This is a genomic window from Mesorhizobium sp. ISC25 (genome assembly GCF_042295465.1).
Lineage (GTDB): Bacteria > Pseudomonadota > Alphaproteobacteria > Rhizobiales > Rhizobiaceae > Mesorhizobium.
In genome coordinates, this window is record NZ_CP135441.1 from 1,694,747 (window position 1) to 1,709,762 (window position 15,016).

Genomic DNA, 15,016 nt, shown 5'->3' on the forward strand with positions numbered 1-15,016 from the left:
TTTTGTTCGAATGCGAGTGACTCCGCTGCCGCGCCGTCCCGACAGCGTGACGTCAGTTGGCCGCGCGCAAGCCCGTCATCTTCAACACGCCCAGTGCCACGAAGCACAGCACGACGACCGGGAAAATCATCCAGTTCAGCATCTCCCAGCCCCAGGCATTGTAGACCGCCCCCGACATCAGTGAGGCGAAGGCGACGGAGCCGAACAGGACGAAATCGTGGAACCCCTGGACCTTGCCTTTTTCGGACGGCTGGTAGCTGTCGGCCACCATGGCGGTGGCGCCGATGAAGCTGAAGTTCCAGCCGAGGCCGAGCAGGATCAGCGTCGTCCAGAACTGCCACAGTGCCAACCCCGACAGCGCGACTATACCGCAGCCAATGAGCAGCACCAGGCCGATGGCCACGATCCGCTCCGCGCCAAAACGATGGATCAGCGACCCCGTAAAGAAGCTCGGCGCGAACATCGCCATGACGTGCCAGGAAATGCCGAGCGTGGCGTCGTCGGTCGACAGGCCGCAGCCGACCATGGCCAGCGGCGCTCCGGTCATGACGAAGCTCATCAGCGCGTAGCTGCCGACGGCGCAAAACAGCGCCGCGACGAAGCGCGGCCTGGTGACGATTTCTGAGAGCGGCCGGGCGTCGCTGTCGGCGATTTCCACCTTGTCGGTTGCCTTGGCCGGGATGCGCAACAAAGAGAGAATGGCGGCGCCGACCGCCGCCAGCACCAGGATGGACGCAAACGAGCCGGCAAACTTCACCGGCGAGAACAGATCGCCGGTGAAGATGACGATCTGCGGCCCAAGGATGGCCGTGACGATGCCGCCGGCCAGCACGAAGGAGATGGCGCGCGCCTTGAATTCAGGCGGCGCATTGTCGGCGGCCGCAAAGCGGAACTGCTGGACGAAGGCGCCGCCGATCCCGATCACGGCCAAGCCGAAAGCGAACAGCCAGAAGCTGGCATGAAACAGCGCCAGCGTGGCGACCAGGCCGCCAAGTGCTGTCACCGCCGTGCCGGTCATGAAACCGTCGCGCTGGCCGAGCCGGCGGATGATCGCCGCGGCCGGCAGGGAACCGAGCGCCACGCCGACATTGAAACCGGTGATCGGCGCGGTTGCCAGCGACTTGTCGGCGTCGAGCAGGTACTGCCCGGCCAATCCGCCCATCGAAATGGCGATGGGTGCGGCCGAGCCGATGATCGCCTGCGAGGCTGCGAGGATGAAGGCGGTACGACGCGCTTCCTTGCCCGCCTCAACGGCGACGACAGCAGTCATGAGGCGTCCTTGCCGCGGCCCTCGCCACGCACCCGGCGCGACACGCGATCAAGCACCGCATTGACCAGTTTCGGCTCGTCTTCTTCGTAAAATGCCTTGGCGATGTCGACATATTCGGAGACGATGACCGCCACCGGCACGTCCTCGCGTTGCATCAGCTCGTAGACGCCGGCGCGCAATATGGCGCGCAATGTCGAATCGAGCCTCGACAGCGGCCAGTCCTCGGTCAGCGCCTGTCGGATGACTGGATCGATCGTCTTCTGGTGCTCGACAACGCCGGCAAGAATGGCGCGGAACCATTGCGCATCGGCTTCGCGATAGAGCGCGCCGTCGACTTCCTTGCCGAGCCTGAACGCCTCGTATTCGGCGGTGATCTCAAACACACCGCTGCCGGCGACGTCCATCTGGTAGAGCGCCTGCACAGCGGCCAGACGGGCGGCACCGCGCTTGTTGGCATGGCGAACCGCAGGCTGGCCGGGCAAAGCGGGTTCGCTCACGTTCGCTCTCCCAGCTGTTCCTTTAGAGCGATCATGGTCAGCGCCGCACGCGCCGCAAAGCCGCCCTTGTCGCCTTCCGAACGCCTGGCCCGTGTCCAGGCCTGTTCGTCGTTTTCGGTGGTCAGGATGCCGTTGCCGATGCAGACCGCATCCTGCACGGACAGGTCCATCAGGGCACGGCTGGATTCATTGGCGACGATATCGAAATGATAAGTGTCGCCGCGGATCACCGTGCCGAGGGCGACGAAACCGTCATAGTTCGTCCCGCCTTCGGAGGCACCGTCGAGTGCGAAGGAAATCACCGCCGGGATTTCGAGCGAGCCAGGAACGGTGACGACATCGTATGTCGCGCCCGCTTCATCGAGCACGCTGGTCGCGCCTTCGAGCAACGCGTCGGCAAGATCGTCGTGAAAGCGCGCCTCGATGACAAGAAGGTGGGCCTTCTTCTTCGGACGGATGAACGCTTTGCCGTGTTGGGATGTGCCTGCCATAGATGTCTCCGGGGATCGCCGGTGACTTAGGCCGAAGCCGGTTTGATCGCAAGCGGAAGATTGCCGAAGGAACGTTCAAGGCCAACCCGGTGGCGGTCGCATTAGGGAATGGGCTTTATGGACGACCGCCTCAAAGTCCCTCCTTCGCCGCCTCCACCAATCGCGCCGCATAGCGGGCCATGGTGTCGATCTCGAGATTGACCCAGTCGCCGACCTGGCGTTCGCCCCAGGTGGTAACGGTCAGCGAATGGTGGATCAACAGCACGTCGAAGCGGGTGCCTTCGACCTTGTTGACGGTTAGCGAAGTGCCGTCGAGTGCGACGGAACCCTTGGGGGCGATGAATTTGGCAAGCTCGCGCGGTGCATCCAGGGTAAAGCGCACGGCGTCACCCTCTTCCTTGCGGGCCACGATCTCGGCCATGCCGTCGACATGGCCTGACACGATATGGCCGCCAAGCTCGTCGCCGATCTTCAGCGCCCGCTCCAGGTTGATACGCGTGCCGGATTTCCAGCCCATCGCGGTCGTCAGCCTGAGCGCCTCTTCCCAGGCCTCGACCTCGAACCAACGTGCGTTGGCGCCATCTTCCGGCAATCCCGTCACCGTCAGGCAGACGCCGCCGCAGGAAATCGAGGCGCCGATGGCAATGGTCTGCGGATCGTAGGCGGTGTCGATACGCAAACCTACGCCTTCCCTGAGCGGCTTCACGGCAGCGACGGTGCCGACATCGGTGATGATTCCAGTGAACATTAGTTTGGCCCCGTGAACATCAGTTCGGTCCTAGATGTCTCTTATCCATTCCGCATATGCGTCTTCGCCGAAACGCATGTTGCGCAATTTGCGAAATCCCGGTGGGATATTGTTGGCATCGATTGGCGATACTATGCCGCCCTCGCCGATCGCGTCCGGCCCCCGAAACAGCACGATGCGATCAACCAGTTGTTCATCGAGGAACGCCTTGGCCACCCTGGCGCCGCCCTCGACCAGGAGGCTGGCCATGCCGAGCGCCGCCAGATCCTCGAGCAGTTCTGGCAACGCAATATCGCCTTCATACGTCTCAGTGCCGATGAAGCGAACGCCGGCGCGTTCGAGCGCGGCGCGCCGGTGCGGATCGGCCTCGGCGCAGGCAGCGATATAGAGCGGCACACGGTCGACGCCGGCGACCAGTTTCGAAGTCTCGGGTAGCCTGATCTGACGGTCGAGCACGATGCGCGCCGGCGAACGGCTCTCCAGTCCCGGAAGCCTAACCGTCAGCGCCGGATCGTCCTCCAGTGCCGTGCCGATGCCGATCAATATGCCATCGGCTTCGGCGCGCATCAGATAGACTTCGCGCCGGGCGATGTCGCCGGTGATGGAGACCTGCCCCTCGCCTTTCACGCCGATCTTGTTGTCGCTCGAAAGCGCAAGCTTCAGGATCACTTCCGGACGTTTTTTCAGAGATCGAATCAAATAGCCGGCCATCTGCTCCGCGGCCTCGGCCGCCAGCACTTTTTCCACCACCTCGACGCCAGCGGCGTGCAAGATTGCATAGCCCTTGCCGGAAACACGCGGGTCCGGATCGCTGGCAGCGCCAACCACACGAGTCACGCCGGCACTGACCAGCGCATTGGCGCAAGGCGGCGTGCGGCCGTGATGGGCGCAGGGCTCCAGCGTTACATAGGCGGTGGCGCCGCGCGCCAGTTCGCCGGCCTCCGCCAAAGCCTCGGTCTCGGCATGCGGCCGGCCGCCGACGGCCGTGACGCCGCTGCCGACGATCATCGGCCCGGCGCCGTCGTCGCGTACGATCAGCGTGCCGACGGAAGGATTGGTCGAGGTCCGGCCGGCATTTTTGCGCGACAGCCTGAGGGCTGCCGCCATATAGCGGCGATCGAGGACCTCTTGCTCCGCCGTGCTGCGCTCGGACCTTGCCATGCTCAGCCGGCGTCCTCTTCGCTCTTCAGCTCTTCGCCCCTAGGCTCGTCAGTTTTGAGCTCGTCGCCCTTGAGCTCACCCAACACATCGTGGAAATCCTTGGCCTCGCGGAAATTACGGTAGACGGAGGCAAAGCGCACATAGGCGACATCATCGAGTGACTTCAGTGCCTCCATGACCAGCCGGCCCACTTCGCCGGATGCGACTTCGGTCTCGCCCGAGCTCTCGAGCTGGCGCACGATGCCGGTCACCGCGCGGTCGATGCGCTCGGGATCGACATTGCGCTTGCGTACCGCGATTTCGACCGAGCGCAGCAGCTTGTCGCGGTCGAACGGCACCTTGCGTCCAGACTTCTTCACCACGACGAGGTCGCGCAGCTGTACCCGCTCGAAAGTGGTGAAGCGGCCGCCGCAATCCGGGCAGACGCGCCGCCTGCGGATCGCCGCGCCGTCTTCGGCGGGCCGCGAATCCTTCACCTGCGTATCTTCGGACTGGCAGTAGGGACAGCGCATGGAGAGCCTTCGGTTCGCGATTCTCGTGGAGCGACAGGCTTAGAGGTTTTTGCCAGGATGGCAAAGTATGGCCGATGACCGATCGCGCCTCAGAGATAGCGAGGCACGAGGAGAATTGCGAGAGCGGCAATCAGTTGGACGGCAATACGCCAATCAGGGAGCGACGTCGCCGGTCGGGAAGCCGCAGGACGTGCCGAGATAGCGATAGGCCTTGGTGAAGCCGTCCATCGATATGGTCGCGACCGGCTTGTCGGCGAAGCTAACATCGAGGGCGCTGGTACGACGCATGGCACGCAGTATGGCAAGCGTGGTCTCGGGCTTGTTGTTCATTATCCACTGTCCGTCGGCGATAAGATGAAAACCAGCCTTGATCTTGTCGTTGACGTCGCGGAACACGGCCGGGATGTTGTCACCCTTGGGCAAGTCACTGTTTTTCACGGCGATGATGAGGCTCGGATAGCCCTCTGGTGGCAGTACGTCGCCATTCGAGATGGCCAGCGTGAGGGTGCCACTGGTCCCGTTAGCGTCGAAAAAGACCGTCGAGGCGGCGCAGGTCTTGCGCACATCCTCGCCGGTGTTGACCTCGTCCACCGTGGTGGACCACCTGCCGAAGGTCTCTGTCTTGGGTGCTGCTGGCGTCGGCTCGGTCTGCGCCAAGGCGGCGTCGGACTGCTGCGAGATGGCTAAGGTGAGCAAGGCGCCAACGCTGGCGAAACGGAAAATTCGCATCATCATCAAGCCTCTCCGAGATGCCGCCGTGCCCAGTTGATCGGCGCCGTCACAGTTGGGGAACGACGCCCTGCGTCAACCAAGATACGGGTAAAGCGGAAAACGATCCGTCAATGCCGCCACCTTGGTCTTCACGGCTGCCTCGACGGCCGCATTGCCCTCGTCGGAATTGGCGACTTTCAGTCCATCCAGCACTTCGGCGATCAGCTTGCCGATCTCGCGGAACTCGGCCTGGCCGAAGCCGCGCGTGGTGCCGGCCGGCGTGCCGAGCCGAACGCCGGAGGTGACGAAAGGCTTTTCCGGGTCGAAGGGGATGCCGTTCTTGTTGCAGGTGATGTTGGCGCGGCCAAGGGCAGCCTCGGCGCGCTTGCCGGTGGCGTTCTTGGGGCGCAGGTCGACCAGCATCAGATGGTTGTCGGTGCCGCCGGAGACGATGTCGAGACCGGTTTCCTGCAGACTGGAGGCCAGCGCCTTGGCGTTGGCGACGACGCTCTCGGCATAGATCTTGAAGCTCGGCTTCAGCGCTTCGCCCAGAGCCACCGCCTTGGCGGCGATGACATGCATCAGCGGTCCACCCTGCAGGCCGGGGAAGACGGCCGAATTCATCTTTTTGGCAATATCCTCGTCGTTGCAAAGGATCATGCCGCCGCGCGGGCCGCGCAGCGATTTGTGCGTCGTGGTGGTAACCACGTGGGCATGCGGCAGCGGCGAAGGATGCATGCCGCCGGCGACCAGGCCGGCGATGTGGGCCATGTCGACCATCAGATAGGCACCGATCGAATCGGCGATCTCGCGAAAACGCTTCCAGTCCCAGACGCGTGAATAGGCGGTGCCGCCAGCCAGGATCAGCTTCGGCCTGGTCTCATGGGCGGTCTTCTCGATCGCGTCCATGTCGAGCAGATGATCTTCCCTGCGCACGCCATAGGAGACAACCTTGAACCATTTGCCGCTCATATTGACCGGCGAGCCATGCGTCAGGTGCCCGCCGGAATTGAGGTCGAGGCCCATGAAGGTGTCGCCGGGCTGCAGCAGCGCCAGGAACACCGCCTGGTTCATCTGGCTGCCGGAATTCGGCTGGACGTTGGCGAAGTTGCAGCCGAACAGCTTTTTCGCGCGTTCGATGGCCAGTTCCTCGGCGACATCGACGAATTGGCAGCCGCCATAGTAGCGCTTGCCCGGATAGCCCTCGGCATATTTGTTGGTCATGATCGACCCTTGCGCCTCGAGCACGGCGCGCGAGACAATGTTTTCCGAGGCAATCAACTCGATCTCGTGGCGCTGGCGGCCGAGTTCGTTGCGGATGGCGCCGAAAATCTCGGGGTCGGCATCGGCAAGCGTGGTTTCGAAGAAGGATTCGAATTTGTTCGACACTGCCGCTGCTGTTGCCATGGGCTGAAATCCTCAAGGTTCGGGGTCTGTCGCGCCATTAACACAGTTGCTTTCGGCCCGCCACGTTTGCAGCGCGAAATTTGCTGGCCGGATTGCGGCAGCCCCCCTGAAAGCACGTTAATTTCCTCGCCTGCCGGCCGGCAGCAGCGCTTCGCGTGATCTCCTGAACAGCGCCGCATGATTTGCATATGATCCGTAGCGAACCGATTTTCGGAATCATGCGCAAAGCTCAGAGCACGACGGCGACAATAAAAAAGGCCGCCCTTCCGGCGGCCTTTTGCAAATGAACTCAGCTGCTTAGAGCGCGGATGTGATCTGCAGCTCGTTGGCTCCGTCGAGGCCGTAAATGTCGTCGCGGAACTGCACCACGCCCGGCCCCGTCGACCAGGCCGAGATGTAGAGGAAATAGACCGGCACCGGATTGGTGACCTGCACCGGGACGTTCTCGCCGCTCTTGATCGCCGCCTCGAAGTGCTGGCGATTCCAGTCCGGCGTGTCGCGCAAAATCCAGGTGACGAGATCGCGCACATTCTGGACGCGTACGCAGCCCGAGGAATCGAAGCGCATCATCTTGCCAAACAGGCTCTGCTGCGGCGTGTCGTGCATGTAGACGCCGTCCGGGCTGGGGAAATTGATCTTGACCGAGGCCATCGCGTTGCCAGCACCCGGATCCTGGCGGAAGCGGTACTTCTCGGCGTCGTCGGTCGACCAGTCGACTGTCAGCGGATCAACCTCGCTGCCATCCGGCGCGAACAGACGGATGTGGCTGTCCTTGAGATAGTTGGGGTCCTTCCGCATCAGCGGAATGATGTCCTTGCGTACGATCGAGACCGGCGCGTTCCAGTAGGGATTGACGATGATCTCGTTGATCTTGGAATTGACGATCGGCGTCTGGCGGTCGATCTTGCCGACGATTGCGGTATGGCGCAGCACGACGCGATCGTTCTCGACGGCTTCGATCTGGGCGCCTGGAATGTCGACCAGCACGTAACGGTTGCCCAGCGTGCCGGCGCGCTCGCGCAGCCGCTGCAGATTGGTCTGCAACTGGCCGAGACGAATTGGCGCCGAAACATTCATCGCCGCATAAGAATATTGGCCCAGCGTCCCGTCGGCAGGTAGGCCGTGACGCGCCTGGAAGCGCTTGACCGCCGAGTCGACATAGGAATCGAAGGCTGTCGAAATGCCGGCGCTCTGCGCCAGATCGCCCGCAATCATCAGGCGCTTGCGCAGCGGGACCACGTCGGGATCATCGACGCCGAGCTGCAATTTCTTGGTGTCGGGAACCGGCTCCCAGCCGCCCTGGGCAACGATGTTCTGGTATTGCGCGACCGCCTGTTCGGTAAACGAAACGGTCTGCAGGCTGAAGATCGGCAGCGTCGAGGCAACCTTGCCGCCCTGGCTGGGGCGCGCGTCGAACTGGTCGTCCCAATTGCCGCGGGCCGAGGATTTCAGGATATCCCCGATCACATCCTGCGCACTGGCTCGGCCGGCGACCATAGCGGCTGCGAGCGCGGAGGCCCCTGAAAGGAAGAAACGGCGGCTGGTTCTCATGGACGGTCCAGACATTCTTGCTACAATTCCACTCACCGGGCGGTCTCGCCCGCACTCTAGAGTTGGCTTCTTAACAATTAGCCAACCATGGCCCGCATCACTTCGGTGTAAAAACACATGGGAAGTGATTTGAGCACAGGACAAATGCACGGGTTTGGCCCCAGCATCACCCGCATCTTCGGTTCCACTGGAATATGGCGGCAACGTGGCTGTTGCTCGAATTTGGATCGGCCGGCCTGACGAAACGGAAAGACCGGTGCTTTTCGGCACCGGCCTTTGGTCTGCTCCGCGGCAGCGCTTCCGTGGTCCAGCTTCAGATCTTGCTGCGGCGGATGCGACTACATCCGATAGGCGATCGTATCGTTCCAGAACCGATCCAACCGCTGCAGGGCGCGGTTCATCTGCTTGAACTCTTCGGTGTTGATGCCGCCGACCTGCTCGATCGAGCCGACATGGCGCTCGTAAAGGCCGGCGACGACTTCTGCCACCTCATTGCCCTTCGGAGTCAGCGAAACCCGCACCGAACGGCGGTCGATGCGCGAGCGCTGGTGGTTGATGAAGCCGAGATCGACCAGCTTCTTCAGATTGTAGGAGACATTCGAGCCGAGATAATAGCCGCGCGAGCGCAGTTCGCCGGCGGTCAGCTCCGAATTGCCGATGTTGAACAGGAGCAGCGCCTGGATGGCGTTGATGTCGGAGCGGCCGTTGCGGTCGAATTCGTCCTTGATCACATCAAGCAGACGGCGATGCAGCCGCTCGACCAGCTGCAGCGATTCCATATACAGCGAACGGATCGCCTCGCGGCGGTCATCGGATACGTTGGCGGTCTTCGCCGCCGGACGCGAATTGATCATTGTCTTTGCCTCTCGTTTGTCGCCCGGTGATTTTTTGTTCTTCACCTTGATCGCGACACTATCGAATACTCATAAAATTCGACTTAAACGCCAAGGCTAACAAGAGCTTACCGGTAAAGGGTTTCGAAAGAGGCTTAACGGACGGTCACCCGAGCAAGGATAATTAACCTAAAGATTTAGCCAACGATCCTGGCCGGAATTGCTATCGCCGGGCTTGCCGTTTCTGGATCCAGATCACCACGCGGAACACGATGTAGAGCAGCGCCACCGCAACGTGCGAGGCGACGATCAGCGGCCGGTGGCCGAACAGCTCGGGGAAGCCGGCATACATGACGCTCTCGGTCACCGCGCAGATGAACCAGATCACCGGCCCCCAGGACGCCAGCATCCAGAGGCCGGCGGCAGCGAATGGAAAAAACACCGCCAGCACCACCGCCGCTACCTGCCAGTGCACCGGCATCAGGTCGAAGCGCCACAACGGGCCGGGGTAAAAGCCGATCAGCCGGATCCAGTACAAGATGCCGAACAGCAGGCAGTAGCCGGCGATGACGCGCTGAAACCAGGCGAAGATGACCTCGACCGTCGAGGGCTGCAGCACCACGCGTCTCGAGGCGACCTCGCTCACAGCTTCAGTTCCCGTTCGCCGAGCGGTGCGAAATAGGCGTCGACGTCGGCGGCGCTGACGTCATCGATGCCTGCCGGCCGCCATTGCGGCGTCGAGCCCTTATCGATGATGGCGGCGCGGATGCCTTCATAGAAGTCGTGCCCGGCGAGCATGCGGTTGAGGATACGAAACTCCATTTTCATGCACTCGTCCATCGACAGCGTCTGCCCGGCGCTGATCTGGCGCCATGCAACATGCAGGCTGGTCGGTGAACGGGTGCGGATGGTGGCCAGCGTCTTTGCCGCGAACTCGTCGGCAGTGGCTGCCCGCTCCAGACTGGCGACGATATCGGCCAGCGACGGCTGCGCGAAATGCCGGGCGATGGCCTCCAGTGTCGGCCTGTCGGTCTCGCGCCTGGCCGGGATGAAGCAACCGCGCAGCACTGATTCCGGGTCGCCGCTTTCCGCCAGACGGTCGAGAAAGCCGGCCTGGTCCTCCGCCTTGATCGTATGGGTGGCGAGGCCCGACCACAAAGCGTCGCCATAGCGGATGCGGTTGCCGGTCAGCGCCAGATACATGCCGAAGCTGCCGCCGAGATCCGGCAACAGATGGCTCGCGCCAACATCCGGGAAAAAGCCAATGCCGACCTCGGGCATGGCAAACTGGGCGTTCTCGGTCAGCACCCGCTGCGAGCCATGGAAGGAGATACCGACGCCGCCGCCCATGACGATGCCGTCGATCAGCGCGACATAGGGTTTCTTGATGCGGGCGATGCGGGCGTTCAGCCGGTATTCATCGACGAAGAAATCGACCGGAGGCTTTCCTGCGCGGCCGGCTTCGTAGATGTGGAGGATGTCGCCGCCTGCGGAAAACGCCCTGCCCTCGGCCTTGACGACGACAACGTCGACGCCGTCGTCGCGCTCCCAACTGCGCAGCGCCTTGTCCAGCGCCTTGACCATGCGGTGGGTCACGGCATTGAGCGCCTGCGGCCGCGTCAGCGTGACGACGCCGGCCCTGCCCAATCTTTCGAAGCGAATCTCGTCGCCTCCGCCAAAATCCATCGCCAGAGAATCCCTCCCCGCGCCCGCCGGGAGTGAAGTGCTAAAGCGTGGCGCATGGCCGCGTCAATGGCGGCGCCCAATCCGCTGCTTGGTCGTCGGCGTCACCCAGTGCTAATGCTGGCGCTTTGAACCGGAAGGTTGAACCATGCCTTGGTTGCCGCGCCTTGCTGTTGTGGTGGTCGGCCTGATCGCTGCGAACACTCCTCCCGTATCGGCCGAAACCGTCGACCAGCTCTATCAATCGCAGACCATCGTCACCGGCCAGGGCGAGGTCAACAGGCATATCGGTTTCAAGACCTGCCTCGATGCGGTGCTGGTTCGTGTGTCCGGCGATCAGCGGCTGCCGAAGAGAGCTGAGATGGCGGCGCTGCGCGACAAGGCCGGCAGCTTCGTTGCCGAATTCCGCTATCATGATCGTCTCGAAGGCATTCCGGTCCATGACGAACAGGGCACCCACGACCGACCGCACGATCTCACCTGCCTTTATAAGCCCGAAGTGATAGATCCCGTGCTTGCCGGGCTTGGCAGCAAGCCATGGCTTGCCGAGCGGCCACGCTTGGCGATTTTCCTCACCGCGGAGCAAGGCGCGAGACATTTCGCGCTGACCGCGGACGATCAGCGCGGAGCGGCGATGCGCGAATCCTTTGCCAATGCCACCGGTCCACTGGTCATGCGGATTGTGTTTCCCGCAGCGTCGCAGCTCTCCGCCTCAAAGCTGGACGACCGAAGCCTCAGCCATGCCGACATGGCGACATTGGACCAGCTTGCGAGGAAAGCCGGCGCCGACCAGGCGCTCGCCGGCAGCATCATCTGGCGCGATAAGGAACTTGGCTGGGTCGCCGATTGGCGGCTTGTCATGAAGGGCAAGAGCTACAAATGGCAAGTGCACGGCGTCAGCTTCGACGAGGCATTCCGCGTCGCCATGCGGGGCGCGGCGCAGGTGTTGTCCGGCAACGGCGCGCCAGAGTAAGGTTTTGAACCAGCACTGGCACAATCGTGTCGCATTGGTCAGCGGGGAAGGCTCGTGGTAAAAGCCGCCGATCCGGAGTTTTTGCGATGAACAAATTCACCCCTGCAAAGCCTGCCGGCGCGCGCAGCGTCGACGAGATCACCGGCAGCCGGCGGCTGCGGCGCATGCGCAAGGCCGATTGGTCGCGCCGCCTTGTCCAGGAGAACCGGCTCTCGGTCGACGATCTGATCTGGCCGATCTTCGTCGTCGACGGCAGACAAGTGCGCGAACCGATCGCCGCCATGCCCGGCGTCTTCCGCCTGTCGCTCGACCTCGCCGTCAAGGAGGCTGAGCGCGCGGCTAAGCTTGGCATTCCGGCGATCGCCACTTTCCCCAATGTCGAGCTCGGCCTGCGCGATCAGACCGGTTCGCACATCCTCGATCCGGAAAACATCATCAACCGCGCCACCCGCGCCATCAAGCACGCGGTACCGGAGATCGGCATCATCACCGACGCGGCGCTCGATCCGTTCACCTCGCACGGCCATGACGGCATCTTGCGCGACGGCATCATCGTCAATGACGAGACGGTGGAACAGGTGACGGCAGCAGCCGTCATCCAGGCGGCCGCGGGTGCCGACATCATCGCGCCCTCGGACATGATGGATGGCCGTATCGGCGCCATCCGCGATGCGCTCGACGCCAATGGGTTTCAGGATGTAGCGATCATGTCCTATGCGACCAAGTTCGCGTCCGCCTTTTACGGTCCCTATCGTGAGGCGGTCGGCACCGCCGGCCTGCTCAAGGGCGACAAGAAGACCTACTACATCGACCACGCCAATTCCGACGAAGCGGTGCGCGAGGCCGAGCAGGATCTCGCCGAGGGCGCCGACATGCTGATGGTCAAGCCCGGCCTGCCCTATCTCGACATCATCCGGCGGCTGAAGGACGAGTTGCAGATGCCGACCTTCGCCTATCAGGTCTCGGGCGAATATTCGATGATCAAGGCCGCCGCCGCCAATGGCTGGATCGATGGCGAAAAGGCGATGCTGGAATCGCTGCTCGCCTTCAAGCGCGCCGGCTGCGACGGCATCCTGACCTATTTCGCGCCTGAAGTGGCGGCGATGCTGAGGGGGTGATGCGCCTTTGTAGCGTCTACATCGAGTAGCGCTCCTTCGTCCAAAACGCGACATGGCCGCCGCAGGACAATCGCTTCAGGCTTACGCTGCCCCTCATTGCCCTGCCGGGCATTTCTCCCCGTAAAGTGACCGGGAGAAAGACGCGTTCGCAAAAGATTTCGCCAATCTCCAGCGTTGCAAAACATCGCCGACGTTGCGGCCAGCCCCTTCGCCCCGTCACTATGCGGGGAGAAGCTGCCGGCAGGCGGATGAGGGGCGGCGCCGACATTGAGATTGGTTATTCCAACATGATTTGGAAGTGATCGCCCCACCGGCGATTCAAAATACCGCTTGCAAAATGCAATCAGTTAAGCTACCCCGATGACTGCTTGCATCTCACAATTGGTTATCGAGGAGGCTCTCATGTCCAAACTTCGCGTCAGCGCTTTCACCCTGTCGATCGACGGCTTCGGCGCCGGTCCCGACCAAGACCTGAAGAACCCGCTGGGTGTTGGCGGGGAAGCCCTGCACGAATGGATGTTCGGCACCCGCACCTTCCGCAAGATGGTCCTCGGCAAGGATGGCGGGACCACGGACACTGATGAGGCGTTCGCGGCACGCAGCTTCGAAAATGTCGGCGCATGGATCCTCGGCCGCAACATGTTTGGGCCGATCCGCGGCGAATGGCCGGATGACAGCTGGAAAGGCTGGTGGGGTGACAACCCGCCCTACCATGTGCCGGTCTTCGTGCTCACGCACCATCCACGTGATCCCATTGTCATGGAGGGCGGCACGACCTTCTATTTCGTGACCGACGGCATCCACTCAGCGCTGCAAAAGGCGAAAGCAGCGGCTGACGGCAAGGACGTACGGCTCGGCGGCGGCGTCGCCACGATCCGGCAATATCTCCAGGAAAAGCTCATCGACGAAATGCATCTGGCGATCTCACCGGTCCTGCTAGGCGCCGGCGAGAGCCTTTTTGCCGGCATCGATACGCCCAAGCTCGGCTATCGCTGCAGCGAGCAGGTCGCGACGCCGAAGGCCACGCACGTCATCATCGAGCGCACCTAGCTTGTTGCAGGGCGCCGCCACGGAGGCAGCGCCCTCCTCGCCGCTTTAGTCAGTACTTCTCCGGCACATACAGTTCGCGCGGCAGTACCTGGCGCTCGTATTCGGGATTGAAGACGCGCTCCGGCAGCGTGATCTCCTCGTGCGGCACCTCCTCATAGGGCATTTGCTTGAGGAGATGGTCAATGCAGTTCAGCCGTGCCCGCTTCTTGTCGTTGCCCTCGACGATGAACCACGGGGCTTCCGGGATATTGGTGCGGGCGAAGGTCTCTTCCTTGGCCTTGGTGTACTGCTCCCAGCGCACGCGCGACTGGAGGTCCATCGGTGATAGTTTCCATTGCTTCATCGGGTCGTGGATGCGCATCAAAAAGCGCATCTGCTGCTCCTCGTCGGTGATCGAAAACCAGTATTTGACGAGCGTAATGCCTGAGCGGACCAGCATGCGTTCGAAATCCGGAACGTCGCGGAAGAACTCCTCGACCTGATCCGGCTGGGCAAAGCCCATTACCCGCTCGACGCCCGAGCGGTTGTACCAAGAGCGGTCGAACAGCACGATCTCGCCGCCGGCCGGCAGATGCGGAACGTAGCGCTGGAAATACCATTGCGACTTCTCGCGCTCGGTCGGCGCCGGAAGTGCTGCGACGCGGCAGATGCGCGGATTAAGCCTCTGGGTGATGCGCTTGATAACGCCACCCTTGCCCGCCGAGTCGCGGCCCTCGAAGACCACGACGAGCTTCTTCTTGTGATAGGCGACCCAGGATTGCAGCTTGATCAATTCGGATTGCAGCGTGATGAGATCGCGAAAATACTGCAGGCGGTCGATCGATGGCGGATGCGCATTCTTGTAGATCTTGGCGATCTCCATCGACAGCGCCGGCTCCGAGATTTCCAGCTCATAGTCTTCATCGAGCGTGTCGGCGAGTTCCGCTTCCAGCCAGTCCCTGGCCGGGGAATTCTGTTTTATCTCGGTCATTTGCGCTGCTCCGCTTACAGGCCTTGCCGGCCGCTGTCAGG

At 62.4% G+C, this 15,016-nt stretch carries 16 protein-coding genes; 3 read left to right on the top strand and 13 right to left on the bottom strand.

Annotated features, from left to right (window positions below; all coding sequences use genetic code 11):
• Window positions 1–52: 52 nt before the first annotated feature.
• From RQ479_RS08670 to RQ479_RS08725, 12 genes are all read right to left on the bottom strand, one after another.
• On the bottom strand, window positions 53–1,270 hold the full coding sequence (locus RQ479_RS08670) for an MFS transporter (protein WP_376704770.1): 1,218 nt from the start codon (window positions 1,268–1,270) through the stop codon (window positions 53–55).
• A complete protein-coding gene (gene nusB / locus RQ479_RS08675; RefSeq protein ID WP_376704771.1) occupies window positions 1,267–1,767 on the bottom strand; it encodes a transcription antitermination factor NusB in 501 nt (166 codons plus the stop codon). Before nusB ends, RQ479_RS08670 begins: the two co-directional genes overlap by 4 nt.
• Entirely contained in the window at window positions 1,764–2,258 is a 495-nt protein-coding gene (ribH, locus tag RQ479_RS08680; RefSeq protein WP_376704772.1) for a 6,7-dimethyl-8-ribityllumazine synthase, read from the bottom strand. The genes nusB and ribH overlap by 4 nt, the downstream gene beginning before the upstream one ends.
• Before the next feature lie 130 nt (window positions 2,259–2,388).
• On the bottom strand, window positions 2,389–3,006 hold the full coding sequence (locus RQ479_RS08685; RefSeq protein ID WP_376704773.1) for a riboflavin synthase: 618 nt from the start codon (window positions 3,004–3,006) through the stop codon (window positions 2,389–2,391).
• Window positions 3,007–3,036: 30 nt separating this feature from the next.
• On the bottom strand, window positions 3,037–4,167 hold the full coding sequence (ribD, locus tag RQ479_RS08690) for a bifunctional diaminohydroxyphosphoribosylaminopyrimidine deaminase/5-amino-6-(5-phosphoribosylamino)uracil reductase RibD (RefSeq protein ID WP_376704774.1): 1,131 nt from the start codon (window positions 4,165–4,167) through the stop codon (window positions 3,037–3,039).
• Between the two features lie 2 nt (window positions 4,168–4,169).
• On the bottom strand, window positions 4,170–4,679 hold the full coding sequence (gene nrdR, locus RQ479_RS08695) for a transcriptional regulator NrdR (protein WP_292658679.1): 510 nt from the start codon (window positions 4,677–4,679) through the stop codon (window positions 4,170–4,172).
• A 153-nt stretch (window positions 4,680–4,832) separates the two neighbouring features.
• Window positions 4,833–5,414 carry a hypothetical protein gene (locus RQ479_RS08700; protein ID WP_352465534.1) on the bottom strand — a complete coding sequence of 194 codons (582 nt, stop codon included), beginning with the start codon at window positions 5,412–5,414 and terminating at the stop codon, window positions 4,833–4,835.
• Window positions 5,415–5,483: 69 nt separating this feature from the next.
• On the bottom strand, window positions 5,484–6,797 hold the full coding sequence (gene glyA / locus RQ479_RS08705) for a serine hydroxymethyltransferase (RefSeq protein ID WP_292658681.1): 1,314 nt from the start codon (window positions 6,795–6,797) through the stop codon (window positions 5,484–5,486).
• Window positions 6,798–7,094: 297 nt separating this feature from the next.
• Complete coding sequence (locus RQ479_RS08710; RefSeq protein WP_376704775.1) at window positions 7,095–8,348, bottom strand: murein L,D-transpeptidase; 1,254 nt, start codon at window positions 8,346–8,348, stop codon at window positions 7,095–7,097.
• Between the two features lie 338 nt (window positions 8,349–8,686).
• Window positions 8,687–9,202, bottom strand: coding sequence for a transcriptional regulator LdtR (ldtR, locus tag RQ479_RS08715; RefSeq protein WP_023674486.1), 516 nt, complete (start codon window positions 9,200–9,202; stop codon window positions 8,687–8,689).
• Between the two features lie 202 nt (window positions 9,203–9,404).
• Window positions 9,405–9,827 carry a DUF6163 family protein gene (locus RQ479_RS08720; protein ID WP_352465527.1) on the bottom strand — a complete coding sequence of 141 codons (423 nt, stop codon included), beginning with the start codon at window positions 9,825–9,827 and terminating at the stop codon, window positions 9,405–9,407.
• On the bottom strand, window positions 9,824–10,867 hold the full coding sequence (locus RQ479_RS08725) for an enoyl-CoA hydratase/isomerase family protein (protein ID WP_352465526.1): 1,044 nt from the start codon (window positions 10,865–10,867) through the stop codon (window positions 9,824–9,826). Before RQ479_RS08725 ends, RQ479_RS08720 begins: the two co-directional genes overlap by 4 nt.
• A gap of 145 nt (window positions 10,868–11,012) precedes the next feature.
• On the opposite strand from RQ479_RS08725, the gene RQ479_RS08730 reads away from it, so the two are divergent.
• The 3 genes from RQ479_RS08730 to RQ479_RS08740 all read left to right on the top strand — a co-directional run bounded on the left by RQ479_RS08730 (window position 11,013) and on the right by RQ479_RS08740 (window position 14,005).
• Window positions 11,013–11,837 (top strand): DUF2066 domain-containing protein, encoded by an 825-nt coding sequence (locus tag RQ479_RS08730; RefSeq protein ID WP_376704776.1) that lies wholly within the window; start codon window positions 11,013–11,015, stop codon window positions 11,835–11,837.
• Between the two features lie 86 nt (window positions 11,838–11,923).
• On the top strand, window positions 11,924–12,955 hold the full coding sequence (gene hemB, locus RQ479_RS08735; protein ID WP_376704777.1) for a porphobilinogen synthase: 1,032 nt from the start codon (window positions 11,924–11,926) through the stop codon (window positions 12,953–12,955).
• A gap of 402 nt (window positions 12,956–13,357) precedes the next feature.
• Window positions 13,358–14,005, top strand: a complete 648-nt coding sequence (locus RQ479_RS08740) for a dihydrofolate reductase family protein (RefSeq protein ID WP_376704778.1) — start codon at window positions 13,358–13,360, stop codon at window positions 14,003–14,005.
• Window positions 14,006–14,054: 49 nt separating this feature from the next.
• Here the strand turns inward: RQ479_RS08740 and ppk2 are convergent, their stop codons facing one another.
• Entirely contained in the window at window positions 14,055–14,975 is a 921-nt protein-coding gene (gene ppk2, locus RQ479_RS08745; protein ID WP_352472021.1) for a polyphosphate kinase 2, read from the bottom strand.
• Window positions 14,976–15,016: the final 41 nt, after the last annotated feature.

Bases quoted from the DNA above. Each gene is read 5' to 3' on its own strand.
- RQ479_RS08685 (WP_376704773.1), bottom strand. From the start codon at position 3,006: ATGTTCACTGGAATCATCACCGATGTCGGCACCGTCGCTGCCGTGAAG.
- RQ479_RS08670 (WP_376704770.1), bottom strand. From the start codon at position 1,270: ATGACTGCTGTCGTCGCCGTTGAGGCGGGCAAGGAAGCGCGTCGTACC.
- ribD (WP_376704774.1), bottom strand. From the start codon at position 4,167: ATGGCAAGGTCCGAGCGCAGCACGGCGGAGCAAGAGGTCCTCGATCGC.
- ppk2 (WP_352472021.1), bottom strand. From the start codon at position 14,975: ATGACCGAGATAAAACAGAATTCCCCGGCCAGGGACTGGCTGGAAGCG.
- glyA (WP_292658681.1), bottom strand. From the start codon at position 6,797: ATGGCAACAGCAGCGGCAGTGTCGAACAAATTCGAATCCTTCTTCGAA.
- RQ479_RS08740 (WP_376704778.1), top strand. From the start codon at position 13,358: ATGTCCAAACTTCGCGTCAGCGCTTTCACCCTGTCGATCGACGGCTTC.
- hemB (WP_376704777.1), top strand. From the start codon at position 11,924: ATGAACAAATTCACCCCTGCAAAGCCTGCCGGCGCGCGCAGCGTCGAC.
- RQ479_RS08700 (WP_352465534.1), bottom strand. From the start codon at position 5,414: ATGATGATGCGAATTTTCCGTTTCGCCAGCGTTGGCGCCTTGCTCACC.
- ldtR (WP_023674486.1), bottom strand. From the start codon at position 9,202: ATGATCAATTCGCGTCCGGCGGCGAAGACCGCCAACGTATCCGATGAC.
- RQ479_RS08730 (WP_376704776.1), top strand. From the start codon at position 11,013: ATGCCTTGGTTGCCGCGCCTTGCTGTTGTGGTGGTCGGCCTGATCGCT.
- ribH (WP_376704772.1), bottom strand. From the start codon at position 2,258: ATGGCAGGCACATCCCAACACGGCAAAGCGTTCATCCGTCCGAAGAAG.
- nrdR (WP_292658679.1), bottom strand. From the start codon at position 4,679: ATGCGCTGTCCCTACTGCCAGTCCGAAGATACGCAGGTGAAGGATTCG.
- RQ479_RS08710 (WP_376704775.1), bottom strand. From the start codon at position 8,348: ATGAGAACCAGCCGCCGTTTCTTCCTTTCAGGGGCCTCCGCGCTCGCA.
- RQ479_RS08725 (WP_352465526.1), bottom strand. From the start codon at position 10,867: ATGGATTTTGGCGGAGGCGACGAGATTCGCTTCGAAAGATTGGGCAGG.